Raw genomic sequence first — 17,776 nt, 5'->3', positions numbered from 1 at the left:
CGCTGGCAGCCCGTCAGCGCTTCCGATAGCGTTGCGACCGGGTGGGCGGCTTCCAGCACGTCGGCCGCGTGGACGGCCAGCAGCCGCGCTTCGGCGCTGAGTGGGTCACACTGGGGGTTGACCAACACCAACTGCCGCAGCCCAAAGTTTTTCATGACGCGGGCGATCGCCCCCACATTCAGCGGCCCGGCGGGTTCCACCAGCACAATGCGAATCTGCTCCAGCCCAGTATTCACAACGTTTTCCACGGCAACACCAGTCGGCGCATCAGTCTAGCAGGCTCGGATTTTCATTCAAAATGCGGGCGCGGCGGCGACGGGCCACATCTTGCATGTCGATGATGTAATCGGTTTCATCCACGATTTCACCCGTAATGACTTCCAGCACGTCTTCCAGCGTAATCACACCCGCCACGCCCCCATATTCATCGACCACCACGGCCAGATGTTCGCGGCTGGTTTGAAATGACCGCAGCAGGCGATCGGCCCGCAGGCTCGTCGGCACAAACCAGGCTTTGCGAACAAAGGAGGAAATGGGGCGATCGCCCTGTCCCTCAATCAGCGCCGTCAGCAGTTCATGCCGCAGCGCAATCCCCAGCACATCGTCAATCGTCTCCCCAATTACCAGCAGACGATTGTGCTGCGAGTCAATAATATCGGGCTTACAGGCTTCGAGCGTCTGCTCTCCTTCCAAATACGTAATCGCCACGCGGGGAGTCATCAGCTTGCCCGCCGTGGCATCGTTGAGCGCAAACACGCGGCGAATCATCTCGGCTTCGTCGTCTTCAATCACGCCTTCGTCGCGGCCAATGGTGGTCAAAAGCTGAATTTCAGCTTCATTGGTCGTGGGGCGATGGTTGCCACTGACAAACGGAGCCGTCACCTTCTCCAGCAGCAGCACCACGGGCGTAAACACGCGCGTCAGCAAGGTGAGCGGAATGGCAACCAGCAGGGAAATGCTTTCGGCGTTGCGTTCGCCGATGGTTTTCGGCAAGATTTCCCCAAAAATAATGATCAGAAACGTTAAAACGCCAGAAAAAACGCCAATCATTGCGCTGTTCAGCACAGACGCAGCCAGTGAGCCGATGACGATGCTCCCCAGAATGTTGAACAGGTTGTTGAAAATCACCAGCGTGGCGATTGGCCGATTCATCTTCTCTCGAATCGCCAGCAGCGCCTTGGCAGAAGCCCGGTTAGAAGACTGCGCCAGTTGCCGCACTTTGAGGATCGGCATCGACAGCAGGGCTGCCTCGGTGCAAGAACAAAGCGCAGAACCACAAATGACAAACAGCGTGACAGTCAGCAGCGGCAACATGGCAAGGAGGTTGACCCAGATGGAAGGTGCCCAGGCTTGCGACCTAGCCTAGCGCATTCCTTCTATTGTCTTCGATAGGCGGCTGTCTCCGCTTAGCGGCAAGCCTGGGATGCTTGTTTGTAGAGGCGGCGAGGAATTCAGAGTGCGCTGCTTGGGGCGGCTCTTTGAAGCGGCTGCCTCAAAAAATATTTGGCAAAGGGTTCAAACTTTCTCAGGCTGTGTATTCTGGAAACTGTCACATCCAGCGTGTAGACACTTTTCGTAACGTAGATCAGACAGGTCTCAATGGCATTTTTAACAGGCGCGATTCTGAAGCGGCTTCCTGAGCCTTTTTTTGGCCTGTTTTCTAAGCCTGTTTTGCTAAAGTTGCTGAGCGTGTATTCAAGTTCACGTCTTGGTGGCGATCGCCCCTGCCTCTGTCTCAAGCCTCTCAACACTCCCCTGGAGATGGTTATGGTCGAGTTTCATATCCAGCCCGACGGCGAAATCCCCGCCTCTACCCAGCTTTACACCCAGATCCGCTTTGCGATCGCCTCCCGCCAGTTTCCCCCCGGACAGCGGCTCCCCAGCACCCGCGCCTTGGCTATGCAGACCGGGCTACACCGCAACACCATCAGCAAGGTCTACCGGATGCTGGAGGACGACGGCATTGTAGATGCCAAGGCGGGTGCGGGCATCTTTGTGAAATCCCAAGGCGACGAAGGCCACACCAAAGGCAACCAATCGCCCGTACTAGCCAAACATCCCCAGGCCTACAAGCTGGTGCAAAAAAGCCTGGATGAACTGCTCAACCAGGGCTGTTCCCTCAGTCAGGCGCGGGAGCTATTTCTGGCTGAAATCGACTGGCGACTGCGGTGCAGTGCGCGGGTGCTGGTCACGGCTCCGGGCTACGACATCGGCGCGGGGGAACTCATGGTGCGCGAACTCCAGCAGGCGCTGCAAATCCCTGTCCAGCTTGTGCCAATGGAGGAGTTGGCGAGTGTGCTGGATCAGGCGCGGGGCGGCACAGTGGTCACCAGTCGCTATTTCATTGGCGAAGCAGAGGCGATCGCCTCTCCCAAATCCGTCCGCGTCATCCCGGTCGATATCTACGACTACGGCAAAGAGCTAAAGCTGATGAAAGGACTCCCAAAAGACACCTGCATCGGCTTCGTCAGCCTTAGTTCCGGCATTCTGCGAGCGGCCGAGGTCATCATTCACAGCCTGCGGGGCGAAGAACTGCTGATCATGACCGCCAAGGCAGACGATGCCTACAAGCTGGGTGCAATGGTTCGCAGCGCCCAGGTCATCATCTGCGACCAGGCCAGCCTGCCCAGCGTCAAAGCCGCCATCCAGCTTTCCCGCGACCACATCATTCGTCCACCCAAAATCGAATGCTGCGAAAACTACATCGGTGAAAAATCCATCAGTTTGCTCAAACGAGAATTGGGACTGGAATAGCTCGAACACCCTGCCTCTCAATACTTAATCTGAATCACTCATCCCTCGTTTCACCCAAGCGAGGGATTTCTTTTTGTAAAAATTCGCACAGCCTGCGTAATTCCCCGCACCCACTCCGATAACTCCTCAGAGGTTAAACAGGGGGCTTCACCCCACAGCCACACCTCCCATACCAAAGACGCTCGGATATTGCGTCCTCAAAAGGAGAATTTCAATATGGCCACTATTATTGGCTCTCAATTCAATGACAACGACACCGTTAACGGGATTCCTCTAATTTTCAGACGGCGTTTAGTCGGCACCTTACTTAACGATTCCATCTTTGGATTAGCAGGCAACGATATCTTAGAAGGACTTGCAGGTAACGATCTACTCGACGGTGGCACAGGCAGCGACACCATGCGCGGCGGTGTTGGAAATGATACCTACATCGTCGATTCACCCGGCGACGTTGTGATTGAACTAGCCGGACAAGGCATTGATGAAGTCCGCTCCTCTATTAGCTACACCCTCCCCCTAAACGTCGAAAACTTGACGCTGCTGGGCACTGCCAACATCAACGGCACAGGCAACGCCCTGAACAACGTCATCAACGGCAACAGCGGTAACAACTTCCTGTTTGGTCTAGCAGGCAACGATACGCTCAACAGCGGCGATGGGAATGACTACCTCGATGGCGGGACAGGTAACGACACGATGAATGGTGGTTTTGGAGATGACACCTACATCGTAGACTCGGCAGGCGACGTGGCGGGTGAAGTGGCGGGCGGTATCGACCTAGTGATTGCCTCCGTCAGCCATACGCTCTCCCTCAACCTGGAAAACTTGAACCTGAGTGGTGTTGCCAATATCAATGGCACAGGCAACGCCAAAGATAACGTCATCAACGGCAACGCAGGAAACAACTTCCTGTTTGGCCTAGCAGGCAACGACACCATCAACGGCGGTGCGGGCAACGACTATCTCGATGGCGGAGCGGGCATCGACACCCTGAGCGGCGGCGCTGGCAACGACACCTACATCGTCGATTCTGTCTCGGACGTGGTGGTTGAACTCGCCGGACAGGGCATTGATGAAGTTCGCGCTTCCGTCAGCCATACGCTGTCTGCCAACGTCGAAAACCTAACGCTGCTGGGCGCTGCCAATATCAACGGCACGGGCAATGATTTGAACAACGTGATCAACGGCAACGCAGGCAACAACTTCCTGTTTGGCCTGGCAGGTAACGACACGCTCAACGGTGGGGATGGTAATGACTTCCTGAGTGGTGGTCTGGGGAATGACACCATGAACGGCGGCTTTGGCGACGACACCTATATCGTAGATTCGGCAGGTGACGTGGCGGCTGAGGTGGCAGGGGGCATCGACCTAGTGATTGCCTCCGTCAGCCACGCGCTCTCTGCCAACCTTGAGAACCTGAACCTGAGTGGTGTTGCCAATATCAACGGCACAGGCAATTTCCGAGACAACGTGATCAACGGCAACAGCGGCAACAATATGCTGAGCGGTCTGGGCGGCAACGATACCCTAGTAGGCGGATCTGGGTCGGATACGCTGCTGGGCGGCGACGGCAACGACCGACTGCGCGGCGGCACGACGGCTAACAATGCGGGTGAACGGGACATCATGACCGGTGGCGTGGGGGCAGACACGTTTGAACTGGGCAATAGCGCGGGTTCCTATTATCTGAACACGGTGGGCAACTCCTACGCCAGCATCACCGACTTCAGCGCGTTCCAGTTGGACAAGTTCCAGGTCAAGGGTGCGCTGAGCCAGTATCAACTGGACAAGACCCGCAGCCTGGAAGGTGGGGCGGCCCTGGACACGCTGATCTATCGCGGCAACGACCTGATTGCGGTGGTACGCGATACGACCAATGTGCTGCTAGGACGCGATTTCGTGGTGGTGTGAGCGTTTGATGTAACGACCTAAGCTGCAATGGCGGGGGTCACAGCAGTTTAGGCAGGTTAGGCAATAGAACACCGTAGCGAGCTTGGGGTTAGGGAGAACCGTGCCACAGGCTCGCTTTATTCCTTGTGATGACCGCTTGTGATGACCGCTTGTGATGACCGCTTGTGATGACCGCTATAGCTATTTACAGCGTTTTACGGCGTGGTTTTAGGCGTGGTTTTAGGTGTTTCCCAAGCCCAATTGATAGCACAGGGCCACGTATCCGACCTTTAGGCATACTGGGAAGGGAAATTCTGAATTCAAATGCCTGACCATGATCCAACCCAATCTGCCGCAGCCGCCTACATTCGAGCGCGTTGAGGACGAACGCCTACATCGCAAGCAGCGCCTTGCTGCCGCCTTTCGTCTGTTTGCCCGCTACGGCTTCGATGAGGGCGTGGCAGGACACATTACTGCCCGCGATCCGGAGCATCCCGATCACTTCTGGGTGAATCCATTCGGGATGTATTTTGGGCACATTCGCACATCGGATCTGCTGCTGGTGAACCACAAGGGCGAGGTGGTAGAGGGAAGTCGCCCTGTCAACGCGGCCGCCTTTGCAATTCACTCGCAGGTTCATCAGGCGCGTCTTGATGTGGTGGCTGCTGCCCATGCCCATTCGCTCTATGGCAAGGCCTGGGCCTCCCTCGGTCGCCTGCTCGACCCGCTGACGCAGGATGCCTGCTCGTTTTATGACGACCATGCGCTGTTTGACGACTATACGGGCGTGGTGCTGGATTTGTCGGAAGGGCAGCGGATTGGGCGCGTGTTGGGCGATCGCAAAGCGGTGATTCTCCGCAACCACGGGCTGCTAACCGTGGGGCACTCGGTCGATGAGGCGGCCTGGTGGTTTATCACGATGGATCGCACCTGTCAGGCGCAACTGATGGCCGAAGCTGTCGGCAAACCTGTCGCCATTCCCCACGAAGTCGCCAGCCTTACCTACAGTCAGGTCGGGACGCATTTCATGGGCTGGTTTTGCTTCCAGTCGCTTTATGACAAAATCGTGCGAGAAGAGCCAGATTTGCTGGAGTAAGTCGGGCCTTAAACGACTTCAATTCCCGCCGCATCAGCCGTTTCCGCTAGAATTGCCGCTACTGATGCGGGAGTCAGGCTGGGGTTGGCGCTGAGCATGAGTGCCGCTACGCCCGCGACATAGGGAGCCGCCATTGACGTGCCGGATTTGTAGACATACCCGCCTCTCAGCCCGGTGGAGTAGATATTTGCACCGGGAGCGACCAAAAACGGATAGGGGCGATCGCCCGCTGGGTTCGAGAAGGTGGCCATGCGGCGATCGCCCGCCAGCGCCCCCACGGCGATCGCCAGTCCCTCTCTGGCATACAGCGCGGGTTCGATCGGCAGCACTGCGCCTAGGGTTTCGCGCTCATTGCCCGCTGCCGCAATCACAACCACGCCCTGCTGAGCAGCAAACCGCAGCGCCGCAAGCGTTTTGCTCATGGCAGGATCGCCAATGTAATTGCCCAGGCTGAGGTTGATCACTCGTGCACCGTGGTTGACGGCATAGGTGATGCTGGCGGCGATGGAGTCGTCAAACTGGGGACTGCCCGTGTCGGTGTGGCTGGCGATCGCCCGCAGTGCCATAATTTTTGCAGCCGGGGCAACACCAGAAATACCACCCCCATCTCCCTTGGCGGCGATAATTCCGGCGACGTGGGTGCCGTGTTCGCTATGGTCTAATCCAAGGGGTTCGCCGCCATAGCGGGCAAACTGGCTGTTGCCCTCCACAAAGCTCCAGCCAGAGACATCATCAACTAGCCCGTTGCCGTCGTCGTCGATGCCGTTGTCAGCAATTTCGCCCGGATTTACCCAGCGATTGTCTGCCAGTGCCGGGTGAGACAAATCCACCCCGTCGTCAATCACGGCAACTGTGATGCCCTGTCCCAGAATGTTTTGGTTTCCTGCGGTGGGCCTGTGGCTGGGGGCGAGCCAGGGGCGATCGCCCTCCCGCTTCACCGCCCCTGGCAACGCCCCCAAAACCCGCGCGATCGCCGCCGCTGCGCTCACCCTGCCATAGCCGTAGTAGAAGTTGAATCCGTCCGCAGACGGCGTGCGGCTGGTCACTGTGCTGATCAGCGTGTAGCCACCCACTGCCCCACCAGACGCGCTGCTTACGCGCACCCGGTAGCGATCGCCCGCCTTCAGGGTAAACACCATACGAGCATTGGTGTTGCGCGTACTCAGGTCGTCGCCAAATAGGAGAGGCTGGCCCGTGCGATCGCTGATTAGCTCCAGGTAAGCATCAAACGCCTGGGATCGCAGCCGAATCTCCACGCGCCGCTTGGTCTTGCCACCTACAATCACAAAGTCCTTGGCAAAGCGACCGCCCCGCAGCGGATTTCGCCAATCTTGCAGGGTGAGGTGGCCTCGTACCGTGTCGTTGAGCTTTAGGGGCGGCGCGGGGGGTTGGTTCAGTTGCGATCGCCTCGGCAGGCGCACATCGGGACTGATGACCCCAGGACTCCCCCCGCCGGGGTTGACCATCCCCAACGATGCTCGGAGCTTGATTGGACGATCCCGGATAGAACGGCCCTGAGACAATGGCTGAGACGAGGGCGATCGCCCCAAAGAACTTCCTGCCAGGAACGCTGACCCTCCAGCAGGAAAGCCAACCGTGGACGGGCGCTTGCCCAATGGCGAAGAGGTCGGGAAAAAGCCGTCCATAGGGGCGATCGCAGATGCAAGCCTGAGGATATGCCTTGTAAGATAGCCCAATCCTGTGGAATTTACCGAGAGGCGCTCTATCGCCCTCCATCCCCCTTACCCGGCCGGGGGAGATTTGCAAAAATGCCCCCCAGTTGCTCAACCCTGGTTGATAATAGTTTCGATAAACCACAGTTCTTTTCACCCTGCAACCGCCGTGACAGCGACAGAACCCGGAAGCTACAAAGATACGGTCAGCCTACCCAAAACCCAATTCGACATGCGGGCCAACGCCACCAAACGTGAGCCAGAAATTCAGAAATTTTGGGCCGACAACCGAATTTACGAAAAGCTGTCGCAATCCAACCCCGGCGAACCCTTTGTGCTGCATGATGGCCCGCCTTACTCCAACGGGGCGCTGCACATCGGGCACGCCATGAACAAAATTTTGAAGGACACCATCAACAAGTTCCAACTCCTGAACGGGCGAAAAGTTCGCTATATCCCTGGTTGGGACTGTCACGGGCTGCCCATCGAGGTCAAAGTCTTGCAAGCAATGAAGCCCGAAGAGCGGCGCAACTTGACCCCGCTTGAACTGCGTCGCCGCGCCAAAGCCTGGGCCCTGGAACAGCAGCAGCAGCAGTGCGCCAGCTTTATGCGCTACGGCGTATGGGGTGACTGGGAGCATCCCTATCTGACCCTCACCCCCGACTACGAAGCCGCGCAGATCGGCGTGTTTGGGCAGATGGTGCTGAAAGGCTATATCTATCGCGGCTTCAAGCCTGTCCACTGGAGTCCTAGTTCCCGCACTGCGCTGGCCGAAGCCGAGTTGGAATATCCCGAAGGCCACGTTTCTCGCAGCATCTATGCCGCCTTTCCGGTGATCAGCTTGGGCGATGGGGCAACGGCACTGAAACCTTATTTGGGCGACTTGGGCGTTGCGGTGTGGACGACCACGCCCTGGACAATTCCCGCGAATCTGGCCGTAGCCGTTAACCCCGAACTGACCTACGCCGTAGTCAAAGATGAAGGCGGCAAGCTCAAGGGTGAACTGGGAACCTCCTTTGCACACCTCATCGTGGCCAAGGATTTGGTGGAGCGACTGACGCAAGTGCTAGACACGTCGCTGAGCGTGCAGGCAGAAATTTCGGGCAAGGCGCTGGAGTTTTCCACCTATCGCCATCCGCTGTTTGATCGGGAGAGTCCGATTGTCATTGGCGGCGATTACGTCACTACAGAATCCGGCACGGGGCTGGTGCATACGGCTCCGGGGCACGGTCAGGATGACTTTATCGTGGGACAGCGCTATGGGCTGCCCGTGCTGTCACCTGTAGACGACGAGGGCAACTTTACGGCGGAGGCAGGGCCCTTTGCTGGGTTGAACGTGCTGGGCGATGCCAATGCTGCCGTGATCAAGGCGCTGCGGGAGGCTGGGGCCCTGCTGAAGGAAGAGGATTACGGCCACCGCTATCCCTACGATTGGCGCACCAAGAAGCCGACGATCTTCCGGGCAACGGAGCAGTGGTTTGCGTCGGTCGAAGGCTTTCGCGAAGAGGCGCTGCGGGCTATCAAAGAAGTGGAGTGGATTCCTGCACAGGGCGAAAACCGGATTACGGCGATGGTGGGCGATCGCTCGGATTGGTGCATCTCGCGCCAGCGCAGTTGGGGCGTGCCAATCCCCGTTTTCTATGACGAGGAAACCAACGAGCCGCTGCTGAATGCCGACACCATCAGCCATGTGCAGAAAATCTTTGCTGAACGCGGTTCCGATGCCTGGTGGGAGATGTCGGTCGAAGAGTTGCTGCCTGAACCCTATCGCAGCAACGGGCGCAGCTACCGCAAGGGCTTCGACACGATGGACGTGTGGTTTGACTCTGGCTCGTCTTGGGCGGCAGTGGCCCAGCAGCGAGAGGGCTTGCACTATCCCGTGGAAATGTACCTAGAAGGCTCAGACCAGCACCGGGGCTGGTTTCAGTCCAGCCTTTTGACCAGCGTTGCTGTGAATGGTCATGCGCCCTACAAGACCGTCCTAACCCACGGCTTTGCGCTAGACGAACAGGGACGCAAGATGAGCAAATCTCTGGGAAATGTGGTCGACCCGGCCATCGTCATTGAAGGCGGCAAAAACCAGAAAGAGGAACCAGCCTATGGCGCGGATGTGCTGCGGCTGTGGGTGTCGTCGGTGGACTATACCTCAGATGTGCCGCTGGGCAAAAACATCCTGAAGCAGATGGCAGACGTGTATCGCAAGATCCGCAACACGGCCCGCTTCCTGTTGGGCAACCTGCATGACTTTGACCCAGCGACTCATGCCGTGCCCTATGACGAGCTTCCCGAACTCGATCGCTATATGCTGCACCGAATGACGGAAGTGTTTGCCGACATCACGGATGCCTTCAAGACCTACGAGTTTTTCCGCTTTTTCCAGACGGTGCAGAACTTCTGCGTGGTGGACTTGTCGAATTTTTACCTCGACATTGCCAAGGATCGGCTCTATATTAGCGCTGCCGATGCGCCCCGCCGCCGCAGTTGCCAGACCGTGCTGGCCGTCGCAATCGAAAATCTGGCACGGGCGATCGCCCCCGTCCTCTCTCACCTAGCGGAGGACATCTGGCAATTTCTGCCCTACAAAACCCCCTACCTGTCCGTCTTTGAGTCCGGCTGGGTAAAGCTGGAAGCGTCGTGGGAAAATCCCGAACTGGCGGCGAAGTGGGAAAAATTGCGCGATCTGAGAACTGAAGTGAACAAGGTGCTGGAGCAAGCCCGAAACGACAAGGCAATCGGCTCGTCGCTAGAGGCCAAGGTGCTGCTCTACGCAGCGGATGCTGATTTTCGGCAACAGCTTGAGGCGCTCAACCCCACCAGCAGCCTCAGCGGCAACGGCGTAGACGAGTTGCGCTATCTTTTCCTGGCTTCTCAGGTGGACTTGCTCGATGCTCCCGGCATTTTGACAGACCTGAAATACAGCGCAGAGGCAGGCAGCCTCAGCATTGGTGTCGTAGATGCCGAAGGCAAAAAGTGCGATCGCTGCTGGAATTATTCCACCCATGTTGGCGAGTCTGCTGAGCATCCGCTGCTCTGCGAACGCTGCATTCCCGCCCTAGAGGGAGAGTTTTAGGCGGCGCAGGATGGGCGATCGCCCATCCTGCTGTGGGTTCCGAGCAAATTGCAGAAATTTTCTAGCGGGCGATCGCCCTAATCCACCAATCAGATGTGCTATCTTAATAAAGGCTAAAATTTAGAACGTTATCAATCCGGTAAAACCAAATCAGTCCGGTAAAACCAAAGCAGATAGAACCAAGCAGGTAAAATCATGCTTGCTAGTTAAAGTCGGCTTAGGGCGTTCAATTGCAGCTTTTCTGGCTCAGTAGCTCAGTGGTTAGAGCAGGGGACTCATAAGCCCAAGGTCGCAGGTTCAAATCCCGCCTGAGCCATCTTCCGAAAACGGTCATGCCACCGCCTAACTATCGTCGCTGTCTCAGTTGCCGAAGACTTGCACCCAAGACAGAGTTCTGGCGAATCGTGCGGGTATATCCGTCTCAGACGATACAATTAGATTATGGGATGGGTCGATCGGCTTACCTGTGCCCGACGGCTAGCTGCTTGCAGGCAGCCCAAAGGAAAGATAGGCTAGGGAGGTCATTAAAAGTGTCTGTACCTGAAGCCGTTTATCAAACGCTGCGGCAGCGTCTTGCTGTGGACTCCACTCAGAAGCCAGACTCGCTGGGGCAAGCCCGGTGATTGTCCTAGGAACTTTCTGAGAGTTGTTACTCTAGGGGAGGGGTCTGTCGCAATCTCATTGTCAGACACTGAAGTTAGGTATGGGCCCCCGGTAGCAGCCACAGAGATTCAATGACCGATACGGAGACACTTATCACTGATCAAATCGGCTGGATGCCAGACTTTAGGTGCCAGACTCTACGTTGTGTTGACTTTAAGGGAGAACGAGCCTTCAACCACTAAGCATTTTGGGCAGCCTCGGCCAGATAAGGGCGTGCCTTCAACCCAGGAGAGCTTTGTTTTAGTTTTGTGTTCTGCTCTAGTTCGGGGTTTCTTTGCAGATGCGGCAAGAGACATTTTATAGAACCTCAACCTGATGGGCAGTGAATTCTCGAAGCCTTAGCGCTAGAGCAAGGACTAGAAACAAAAGTCAACGCAGCAAGCTTAAAGCTGTTTTTGTCTGGGCTTTAACTGTCGAGCATTGTAAACGTCGTCTTGTCACGTCGTCTCGTTAGGAAAGCGAAGCAACATTATGTGAAAATCTCAGTTGGCTAAGAAGGGGAGAGTGGATGAACGGTAAGGTGAGAATTTACGAGTTGTCAAAGGAATTGAATCTGGATAATAGAGAGATTTTGGACGTTTGCGAACAATTGAATATTCCGGTCAAGAGCCACAGCAGCACTATTTCCGAAGCTGAGGCAGCCCGCATCCGCTCAGCGGCCGAACGGCTTGCCCACAGCCCTTCTGCATCCCATACCCCTCCTGTTCACCGGCCTACCTCAACGCCTTCTTCTATGCCTCAACGAAAACAGAGCGCCGTGCAGCCGCCTGTTAAAAAGCAGCAAATTCTTGAAGTCCGTCGCCATCGCCCTGCGGTAGAGCCACCTAAGCGGCCAGAAGTTCAGCCTGCTCCGGCCTCGCAGCCCACCTCATCTGCGCCGGTGCGTCCGGATCGTCCAGCAGCAGAGCCTGCTGAGGCACGGACAGTTGAGCCTCGGCCGATTGCCACGCCTCCTGCTGTGCAAAAGCCTGCGACTCCCGTTTCGGAAGCACCCAAGTCGCAAGCACCCAAAGAAGTAGAGTCTCCTCCAGTTGACTCGCCCCAGCCGCCTCCTGTGCGCCCTGAAGTGGCGGAGCCTGCACCGTTGCCCGAAGAGCAGCCCTCTTTGATGGGGCCGCCTTCTAAGCCTGTGCGAACAGAGTCTGTGAGTTCCGTGAGCCGCCCAGTTCTGAAGAAGGCGAGCGATCGCAGTGATCAGGTGGTCATGCGAGTGGGAGGCGATGACCAAGGGCTTCGGCGATCGCCCACTGCCTCTCGCCCAGAGTCCCGCTCTGGAGAAGCCAGTGAGTCCGCACCTCGCCGCATTGGTATTACAGAAACTTCTGAACCGCCTGTACTGCGCGCCAAGCCAGTGCTGGAGCTACGCCGCAAGCCCGTTCGTCCAACGGCTCCGGGTGCATCCGAAGAGTCTGGCGCAGCCGACACCCGCAGCGCAGGCAGTATGCCTATCCTGGCAGAGCCGCCCACGCTGAAGCCCAAGCCCACGCCACCGACCAAGGTGGCAAAGCGCGGCAAGGATTGGGAGGAGGAGGATGAGGAAAACCCCAACAAGGTGGCTAAGGCCGGTGTGAAGTCCAAGCGGCGATCGCCCAACGTTTTGGACGACGACGAAGACATCGATCTGGATGAGGTGCTAGATGGAGCCGACGGAGATGATTCGGCCCCGACTGCCCTCAGCATTTCGCTGATGCGCCCGCCCAAGCCCAAGAGCCAAAAAGCTCCAGCAAAGCCCGTGGCGGTGGCTGCACCGACGCAGCGGCGGCGTGGGGGTTCTAGCAACGAGCGCTTTAGTCGGCGCGATCGCCGCGAACAGCAGGAAACTCGGCAGCGCCCCGAAATCATTACCCTCACGGGCAGCCTGACGGTGGCAGAACTCGCTGATATGCTGGTTGTTCCTGAAACCGAAGTCATCCGCGCCCTGTTTATGAAGGGCATCATGACCACGGTAAACCAGGTTCTCGACATCCCCACCGCGACGATGGTGGCGGAAGAGATGGGCATTTTGGTGGATACCGAAGCGCCTGAAGCAGAGGCGAAGAAAGTCACAGAAATGCTGGATGCGGGAGATCTGGAAAATCTCCAGCGCCGTCCGCCCGTGGTGACCATCATGGGTCACGTAGACCACGGCAAAACGACTCTACTCGACTCGATCCGCAAGACCAAGGTGGCTCAGGGCGAGGCAGGGGGCATCACGCAGCACATCGGCGCGTATCACGTTGATGTGGAACATAACGGCGAGACGCAGCAGGTCGTTTTCCTGGATACGCCGGGTCACGAAGCCTTTACCGCCATGCGGGCACGGGGTGCGCGGGTGACGGATATCGCTATTCTGGTGGTGGCGGCGGATGACGGGGTGCGTCCCCAAACCATCGAGGCGATTAGCCACGCCAAGGCGGCTGAGGTTCCCATCGTGGTCGCCATTAACAAAGTAGACAAGGAAGAAGCCCAGCCCGATCGGGTGAAGCAAGAGCTAACTGAATATGGGCTGGTGGCTGAAGAGTGGGGCGGCGACACCATTATGGTGCCCGTTAGCGCTCTGACGGGAGAGAACCTGGACACCCTGCTGGAAATGATCCTGCTGGTGGCGGAGGTGGAAGACCTCTACGCCAACCCCGATCGCCCTGCTAAGGGCACAGTGATCGAAGCACATCTGGACAAGGCGAAAGGCCCGGTGGCGACGCTGCTCATTCAGAACGGCACGCTGCGTGTTGGCGATATCCTGGTGGCCGGCTCGGTCTTCGGCAAAGTCCGCGCAATGGTGGACGATCGCGGCAAGCGGGTGGAAGAGGGTAAGCCATCCTTTGCGGTCGAGGTGCTGGGTCTGAGCGATGTGCCCGCTGCGGGTGACGAGTTCGATGTCTATCTGGATGAAAAAGAAGCGCGGGCGATCGCCAGCAATCGCACCGATCAGCAGCGTCTCTCTCGCTTGCAGCAGGCCATGTCGTCTCGTCGCGTCAGCCTGAATACGATTTCCAGCCAGGCCCAAGAGGGCGACCTGAAAGAGCTGAACCTAATTCTGAAGGCAGACGTGCAGGGTTCGGTCGAAGCTATTCTGGCAGCGCTGCAACAGCTTCCCCAAAAAGAAGTGCAGGTGCGGGTGCTGCTAGCGGCTCCGGGCGAGATCACCGAAACTGACGTAGACCTGGCAGCCGCCAGCAGCGCCGTAATCATCGGGTTCAACACAACCTTTGCGAGTGGGGCGCGTCAGGCAGCCGACCAAGCTGATGTAGACGTGCGCGACTATACCGTGATTTATGCTTTGCTGGATGACATCCAGGGCGCAATGGAAGGCCTGCTAGAACCCGAACTGGTGGAAGAACCACTGGGCCAGGTAGAAGTCCGCGCTGTGTTTACCGTGGGCAAGGGAGCCGTTGCAGGCTGCTATGTCAAGGAAGGCAAGGTCATCCGCAACAGCAAGCTGCGCGTGCGTCGCGGCGGCGAGGTCATCTTCGAGGGCAACCTCGACTCGTTGAAGCGAATGAAGGAAGACGCGAAGGAAGTCAGCGCAGGCTACGAATGCGGCATCGGCGTAGACAACTTCAAGGATTGGCAGGAAGGTGACATCATTGAAGTTTATCGCCTGATCACCAAGCGTCGGACGCTCTCTGCGTAGCGAGCCTGCCAACCCCTAGGCTCATCAAATTAAAGCACTGGTGGACTCCATTTTGATTTCCCCAGTCTACTTAATGAAGACATCTGGAAACATTTCTTATTGTCTTAATTGGGAAGGCTGGGGAAATTATTTCTGGAAGGATTTCTCGAAAGAGAATAGGGCTGCTTAGGCCAGTTTTCATTCTTGAAAAGTTTTCATTCTTGAAAATAGCCCAAAGATATAGTTTTTAAAAGATATTTTGAAAGCTTTTGAAAGCCTTCAACCCCGATTCCGCCTGGGCTTGGCTACAGTTTTAGTTCCGGTTTTAGTTCCAGAGTCCTGCTGGCGGGATGCGGCCTGAGTCAGCAGCGAATCGGCAAAGGCGATCGCCTCTTCATTCCCACCCACGAGCTGAGCCAGCTCATGGCGGCGCTGATCATCGCTCAGTTGGGATACGCGCACGACCGTCCGCACGTCTTCAGATCCCTCCAGCAAATCTGTATCTACTGGCTCAGAATCTACTGGCTCAGGGGTCGCTTTGGCCTTCCTGCGGCCATTGTTGCTGGTGGATTCTGCGGCTGGGTCAATCACCTGCTTATCGACCCGAAAGTGGGTATGGGCCATGGCGGCAACGAGCGGCTGGTGCGTCACGCAGAGTACCTGATGGCGGCTGCCAAGCTGGTGCAGCTTATCGGCGATCGCCTGGGCCACACGCCCCGACACCCCCACGTCAATTTCGTCAAAGACCATTGTGCCGATCGGATCGACCTGCGAAAAGCACACCTTCAGCGCCAGCAAAAAGCGGCTCATTTCCCCACCAGAGGCGATCGCCGTCAGCGGTTGCAGCGGTTCACCAGGGTTTGGGCTAAACAGAAACGTGATGCGATCGCCCCCGGCCGCTGTTGGATTCACCGGCGTAATCTCCACCTGAAACTGCACCTTTTCCATGGCCAGCGGCTTCAGTTCCTCAATGATTCGAGCCTCCAGCGTGTGGGCGGCGGCGCGACGCAGTTCCGTAAGCTGGGCACAGGCGGCGGCGAGTTCTTGCTGACGCTGGGCATACTGGGCTTCCAGCGCTTCTAGCGATTGTCCGCCATCGCTGAGCGCGTCCACATCTGCCTGCACCCGCTGCGCGTAGGCGATCGCCTCGGCAAGGGTCGGGCCATACTTCTTGCAAATCTGCTTAAGCTGAATAATTCGCTGCTCTACGGCTTCTAGGCGCTCCGGGTCCGTTTCCAACCCCTCACCGTAGGTGTTGATTTGCCGACCCGCCTCCTGTATCCGCGCCAGCGCGTCCGCCACCATATCCAACACTGGCTCCAGATCTCGGTCATAGCGCACCATATCCGTCAACAGATCTGCCGCTGCATTGCCGCCCGTGTCGTTTTGGTAGAGCGCCTGATACACCTGATAGCTCTGTTGCTGTAGCTCCACCGTATGGCTGAGGCGCTGGCGTTCCTGCTCTAACTGCTCCAACTCTTGCGGATCGCTGAGATTTGCCGCCGCCAGTTCCTTTGCCTGATATTCAAACAAATCAAGCTGCTGCTGGCGTTGTTGCTCCATCTGGCGGCGTTTTTCTAGCGCTTGTGCCGCCTGCTGAAACGCGGCATAGGTAGCTGCAACGACTTCTCGCTGCTGCATCAGGGCAGCGCCACCAAAGCTATCGAGCCAGTCGCGCTGGAGGCTGGGCTGCCCCAGTTGCACGGTTTGCCCCTGGGCGGTAATTTCCACGAGGCGATCGCGCAGGTCTTCCATCTGCTGCTTGTTCACCACCACCCCATTCACCCGCGAACGGCTGCGGACGGTGCCCTGCCCCAGCGTCATCTCGCGGCTACACACCAGCGTTTCATCCTCTAGCGGCTCAATATCCTGTGCCGCCAGCCAGTCTTGCAGCACAGGCTCCATCGCAAAGGTCGCCTCGATTCGCGCCGAATCCGCCCCCGTTCGCACCGCCCGCCCCGATACCTTGCCGCCCAGTGCCGCATCCAGCGCGTCGAGGATAATCGATTTACCCGCGCCCGTTTCCCCCGTCAGCACGTTCAAGCCCTGGCCAAACCGAATCTCTAGGCGATCGACCAGGGCAAAGTTCTCAATGTTGAGAGAAATTAACATAGGAGGGGCAAAGAGAACACCTGGATCAACATCTGGAGATCAAAATACGGATCACCCTAATGGCTCAACTATCAGGGGCTAGAATCTTAGAGTAGAACATTTGAATTGCTACCCGGCCACATATTTCAGTGTATAGCAGGCAAATGGCGCATCAAGATCTTTGGGACATCTTTGAGTCTGTAAGTCTGTAAATAGTCGCATGTCTCAAAGTCGCATATCTCAAAGTCTCAAAATTTTCTAGCGTTCAGCCCTAAACTCTACTCCTTGACCTCCAAATCCTGCCATAGAGCCTATTCTAGAGTTAACGCCAGCGCAAGGAGCCACCGTCCAATGACCCACTTCACTATTGATCTGAGTGCCATTACTGTGCTGACTGACGCTCAGTTTGACGCGCTCTGTGCCAACAATCCCGACATCAAGTTTGAGCGCACCCCCAACGGAGAACTCGTCATTATGGCTCCCACTGGCGGAGAAACTGGAAAAGATAATGCAACTCTTACAGCCGATTTTGTGATTTGGAATCGGCAGACTGGGCTAGGAGTCGTGTTCGATTCGTCTACCTGTTTTCGGTTGCCGGGTGGGGGCGATCGCTCTCCTGACGTAACCTGGGTTGAAAAGGCTCGCTGGGAAGCCCTGCCGCCCGATCTCCGACGCAAGTTTCCGCCCATCTGCCCCGACTTTGTGCTGGAGCTTCTCTCCCCCAGCGACAATCCCCAAACCATTCGCGCCAAGATGCAGGAATACCTTTCCTGTGGCGCAAAGCTCGGCTGGATGCTGAATCCAGAGGAACAACAAGCCGAAATTTATCGACCCGACCAGCCCGTAGAAGTGCTAGACGCGCCCGCCAGCCTATCCGGTGAACCCGTTCTGCCGGGGCTGGTTTTGCAATTGGGCTGGCTATGGGAAGGCGCGGTGAAGTAATGCTC

11 protein-coding genes and 1 tRNA gene are annotated in these 17,776 nt (G+C 57.2%); 8 read left to right on the top strand and 4 right to left on the bottom strand.

Annotation, left to right across the window (positions count from 1 at the left end):
- Both IGS51_RS17900 and IGS51_RS17895 read right to left on the bottom strand, forming a co-directional pair.
- Window positions 1–248, bottom strand: a 248-nt coding sequence (locus IGS51_RS17900) for a TrmH family RNA methyltransferase (RefSeq protein ID WP_297080150.1), incomplete at its 3' end; no start/stop codon positions are given.
- A 19-nt stretch (window positions 249–267) separates the two neighbouring features.
- The gene (locus tag IGS51_RS17895; protein ID WP_297080149.1) at window positions 268–1,314 is read right to left on the bottom strand and encodes a hemolysin family protein; all 1,047 of its coding nucleotides are present in this window, start codon (window positions 1,312–1,314) and stop codon (window positions 268–270) included.
- Between the two features lie 453 nt (window positions 1,315–1,767).
- On the opposite strand from IGS51_RS17895, the gene IGS51_RS17890 reads away from it, so the two are divergent.
- The 3 genes from IGS51_RS17890 (at window position 1,768) to IGS51_RS17880 (ending at window position 5,740) form a co-directional block, all read left to right on the top strand.
- Window positions 1,768–2,754, top strand: a complete 987-nt coding sequence (locus IGS51_RS17890) for a GntR family transcriptional regulator (protein WP_297080148.1) — start codon at window positions 1,768–1,770, stop codon at window positions 2,752–2,754.
- Window positions 2,755–2,970: 216 nt separating this feature from the next.
- Entirely contained in the window at window positions 2,971–4,665 is a 1,695-nt protein-coding gene (locus IGS51_RS17885) for a calcium-binding protein (protein ID WP_297080147.1), read from the top strand.
- A gap of 313 nt (window positions 4,666–4,978) precedes the next feature.
- Window positions 4,979–5,740 (top strand): class II aldolase/adducin family protein, encoded by a 762-nt coding sequence (locus IGS51_RS17880; protein WP_297080146.1) that lies wholly within the window; start codon window positions 4,979–4,981, stop codon window positions 5,738–5,740.
- An 8-nt stretch (window positions 5,741–5,748) separates the two neighbouring features.
- Here IGS51_RS17880 and IGS51_RS17875 read toward each other — a convergent pair whose 3' ends face one another.
- Entirely contained in the window at window positions 5,749–7,386 is a 1,638-nt protein-coding gene (locus IGS51_RS17875; RefSeq protein WP_297080145.1) for a S8 family peptidase, read from the bottom strand.
- A gap of 259 nt (window positions 7,387–7,645) precedes the next feature.
- On the opposite strand from IGS51_RS17875, the gene ileS reads away from it, so the two are divergent.
- The 4 genes from ileS to infB all read left to right on the top strand — a co-directional run bounded on the left by ileS (window position 7,646) and on the right by infB (window position 14,759).
- A complete protein-coding gene (ileS, locus tag IGS51_RS17870) occupies window positions 7,646–10,483 on the top strand; it encodes an isoleucine--tRNA ligase (RefSeq protein WP_297080151.1) in 2,838 nt (945 codons plus the stop codon).
- A 243-nt stretch (window positions 10,484–10,726) separates the two neighbouring features.
- Window positions 10,727–10,799: transfer RNA gene (locus IGS51_RS17865), tRNA-Met, on the top strand.
- Between the two features lie 16 nt (window positions 10,800–10,815).
- On the top strand, window positions 10,816–11,106 hold the full coding sequence (locus tag IGS51_RS17860) for a YlxR family protein (protein ID WP_297080144.1): 291 nt from the start codon (window positions 10,816–10,818) through the stop codon (window positions 11,104–11,106).
- A 548-nt stretch (window positions 11,107–11,654) separates the two neighbouring features.
- Window positions 11,655–14,759, top strand: coding sequence for a translation initiation factor IF-2 (gene infB, locus IGS51_RS17855; protein ID WP_297080143.1), 3,105 nt, complete (start codon window positions 11,655–11,657; stop codon window positions 14,757–14,759).
- A 258-nt stretch (window positions 14,760–15,017) separates the two neighbouring features.
- Here infB and recN read toward each other — a convergent pair whose 3' ends face one another.
- On the bottom strand, window positions 15,018–16,850 hold the full coding sequence (gene recN / locus IGS51_RS17850) for a DNA repair protein RecN (protein ID WP_297080142.1): 1,833 nt from the start codon (window positions 16,848–16,850) through the stop codon (window positions 15,018–15,020).
- A 330-nt stretch (window positions 16,851–17,180) separates the two neighbouring features.
- Between recN and IGS51_RS17845 the strand changes: the two genes are divergently transcribed.
- Window positions 17,181–17,771 carry a Uma2 family endonuclease gene (locus tag IGS51_RS17845; RefSeq protein ID WP_297080141.1) on the top strand — a complete coding sequence of 197 codons (591 nt, stop codon included), beginning with the start codon at window positions 17,181–17,183 and terminating at the stop codon, window positions 17,769–17,771.
- Window positions 17,772–17,776 lie beyond the last annotated feature (5 nt).

Origin of the sequence: Thermoleptolyngbya sp. M55_K2018_002, from assembly GCF_015295965.1 — a bacterium.
GTDB lineage: Bacteria > Cyanobacteriota > Cyanobacteriia > Elainellales > Elainellaceae > Thermoleptolyngbya > Thermoleptolyngbya sichuanensis.
This window is presented reverse-complemented; position numbering and strand designations above follow the sequence as displayed.

Coding starts and splice junctions, on each gene's coding strand:
- IGS51_RS17885 (WP_297080147.1), top strand. CDS start 2,971: ATGGCCACTATTATTGGCTCTCAATTCAATGACAACGACACCGTTAAC.
- IGS51_RS17860 (WP_297080144.1), top strand. CDS start 10,816: ATGCCACCGCCTAACTATCGTCGCTGTCTCAGTTGCCGAAGACTTGCA.
- IGS51_RS17895 (WP_297080149.1), bottom strand. CDS start 1,314: ATGTTGCCGCTGCTGACTGTCACGCTGTTTGTCATTTGTGGTTCTGCG.
- IGS51_RS17890 (WP_297080148.1), top strand. CDS start 1,768: ATGGTCGAGTTTCATATCCAGCCCGACGGCGAAATCCCCGCCTCTACC.
- IGS51_RS17875 (WP_297080145.1), bottom strand. CDS start 7,386: ATGGACGGCTTTTTCCCGACCTCTTCGCCATTGGGCAAGCGCCCGTCC.
- IGS51_RS17880 (WP_297080146.1), top strand. CDS start 4,979: ATGATCCAACCCAATCTGCCGCAGCCGCCTACATTCGAGCGCGTTGAG.
- IGS51_RS17845 (WP_297080141.1), top strand. CDS start 17,181: ATGACCCACTTCACTATTGATCTGAGTGCCATTACTGTGCTGACTGAC.
- recN (WP_297080142.1), bottom strand. CDS start 16,850: ATGTTAATTTCTCTCAACATTGAGAACTTTGCCCTGGTCGATCGCCTA.
- infB (WP_297080143.1), top strand. CDS start 11,655: ATGAACGGTAAGGTGAGAATTTACGAGTTGTCAAAGGAATTGAATCTG.
- ileS (WP_297080151.1), top strand. CDS start 7,646: ATGCGGGCCAACGCCACCAAACGTGAGCCAGAAATTCAGAAATTTTGG.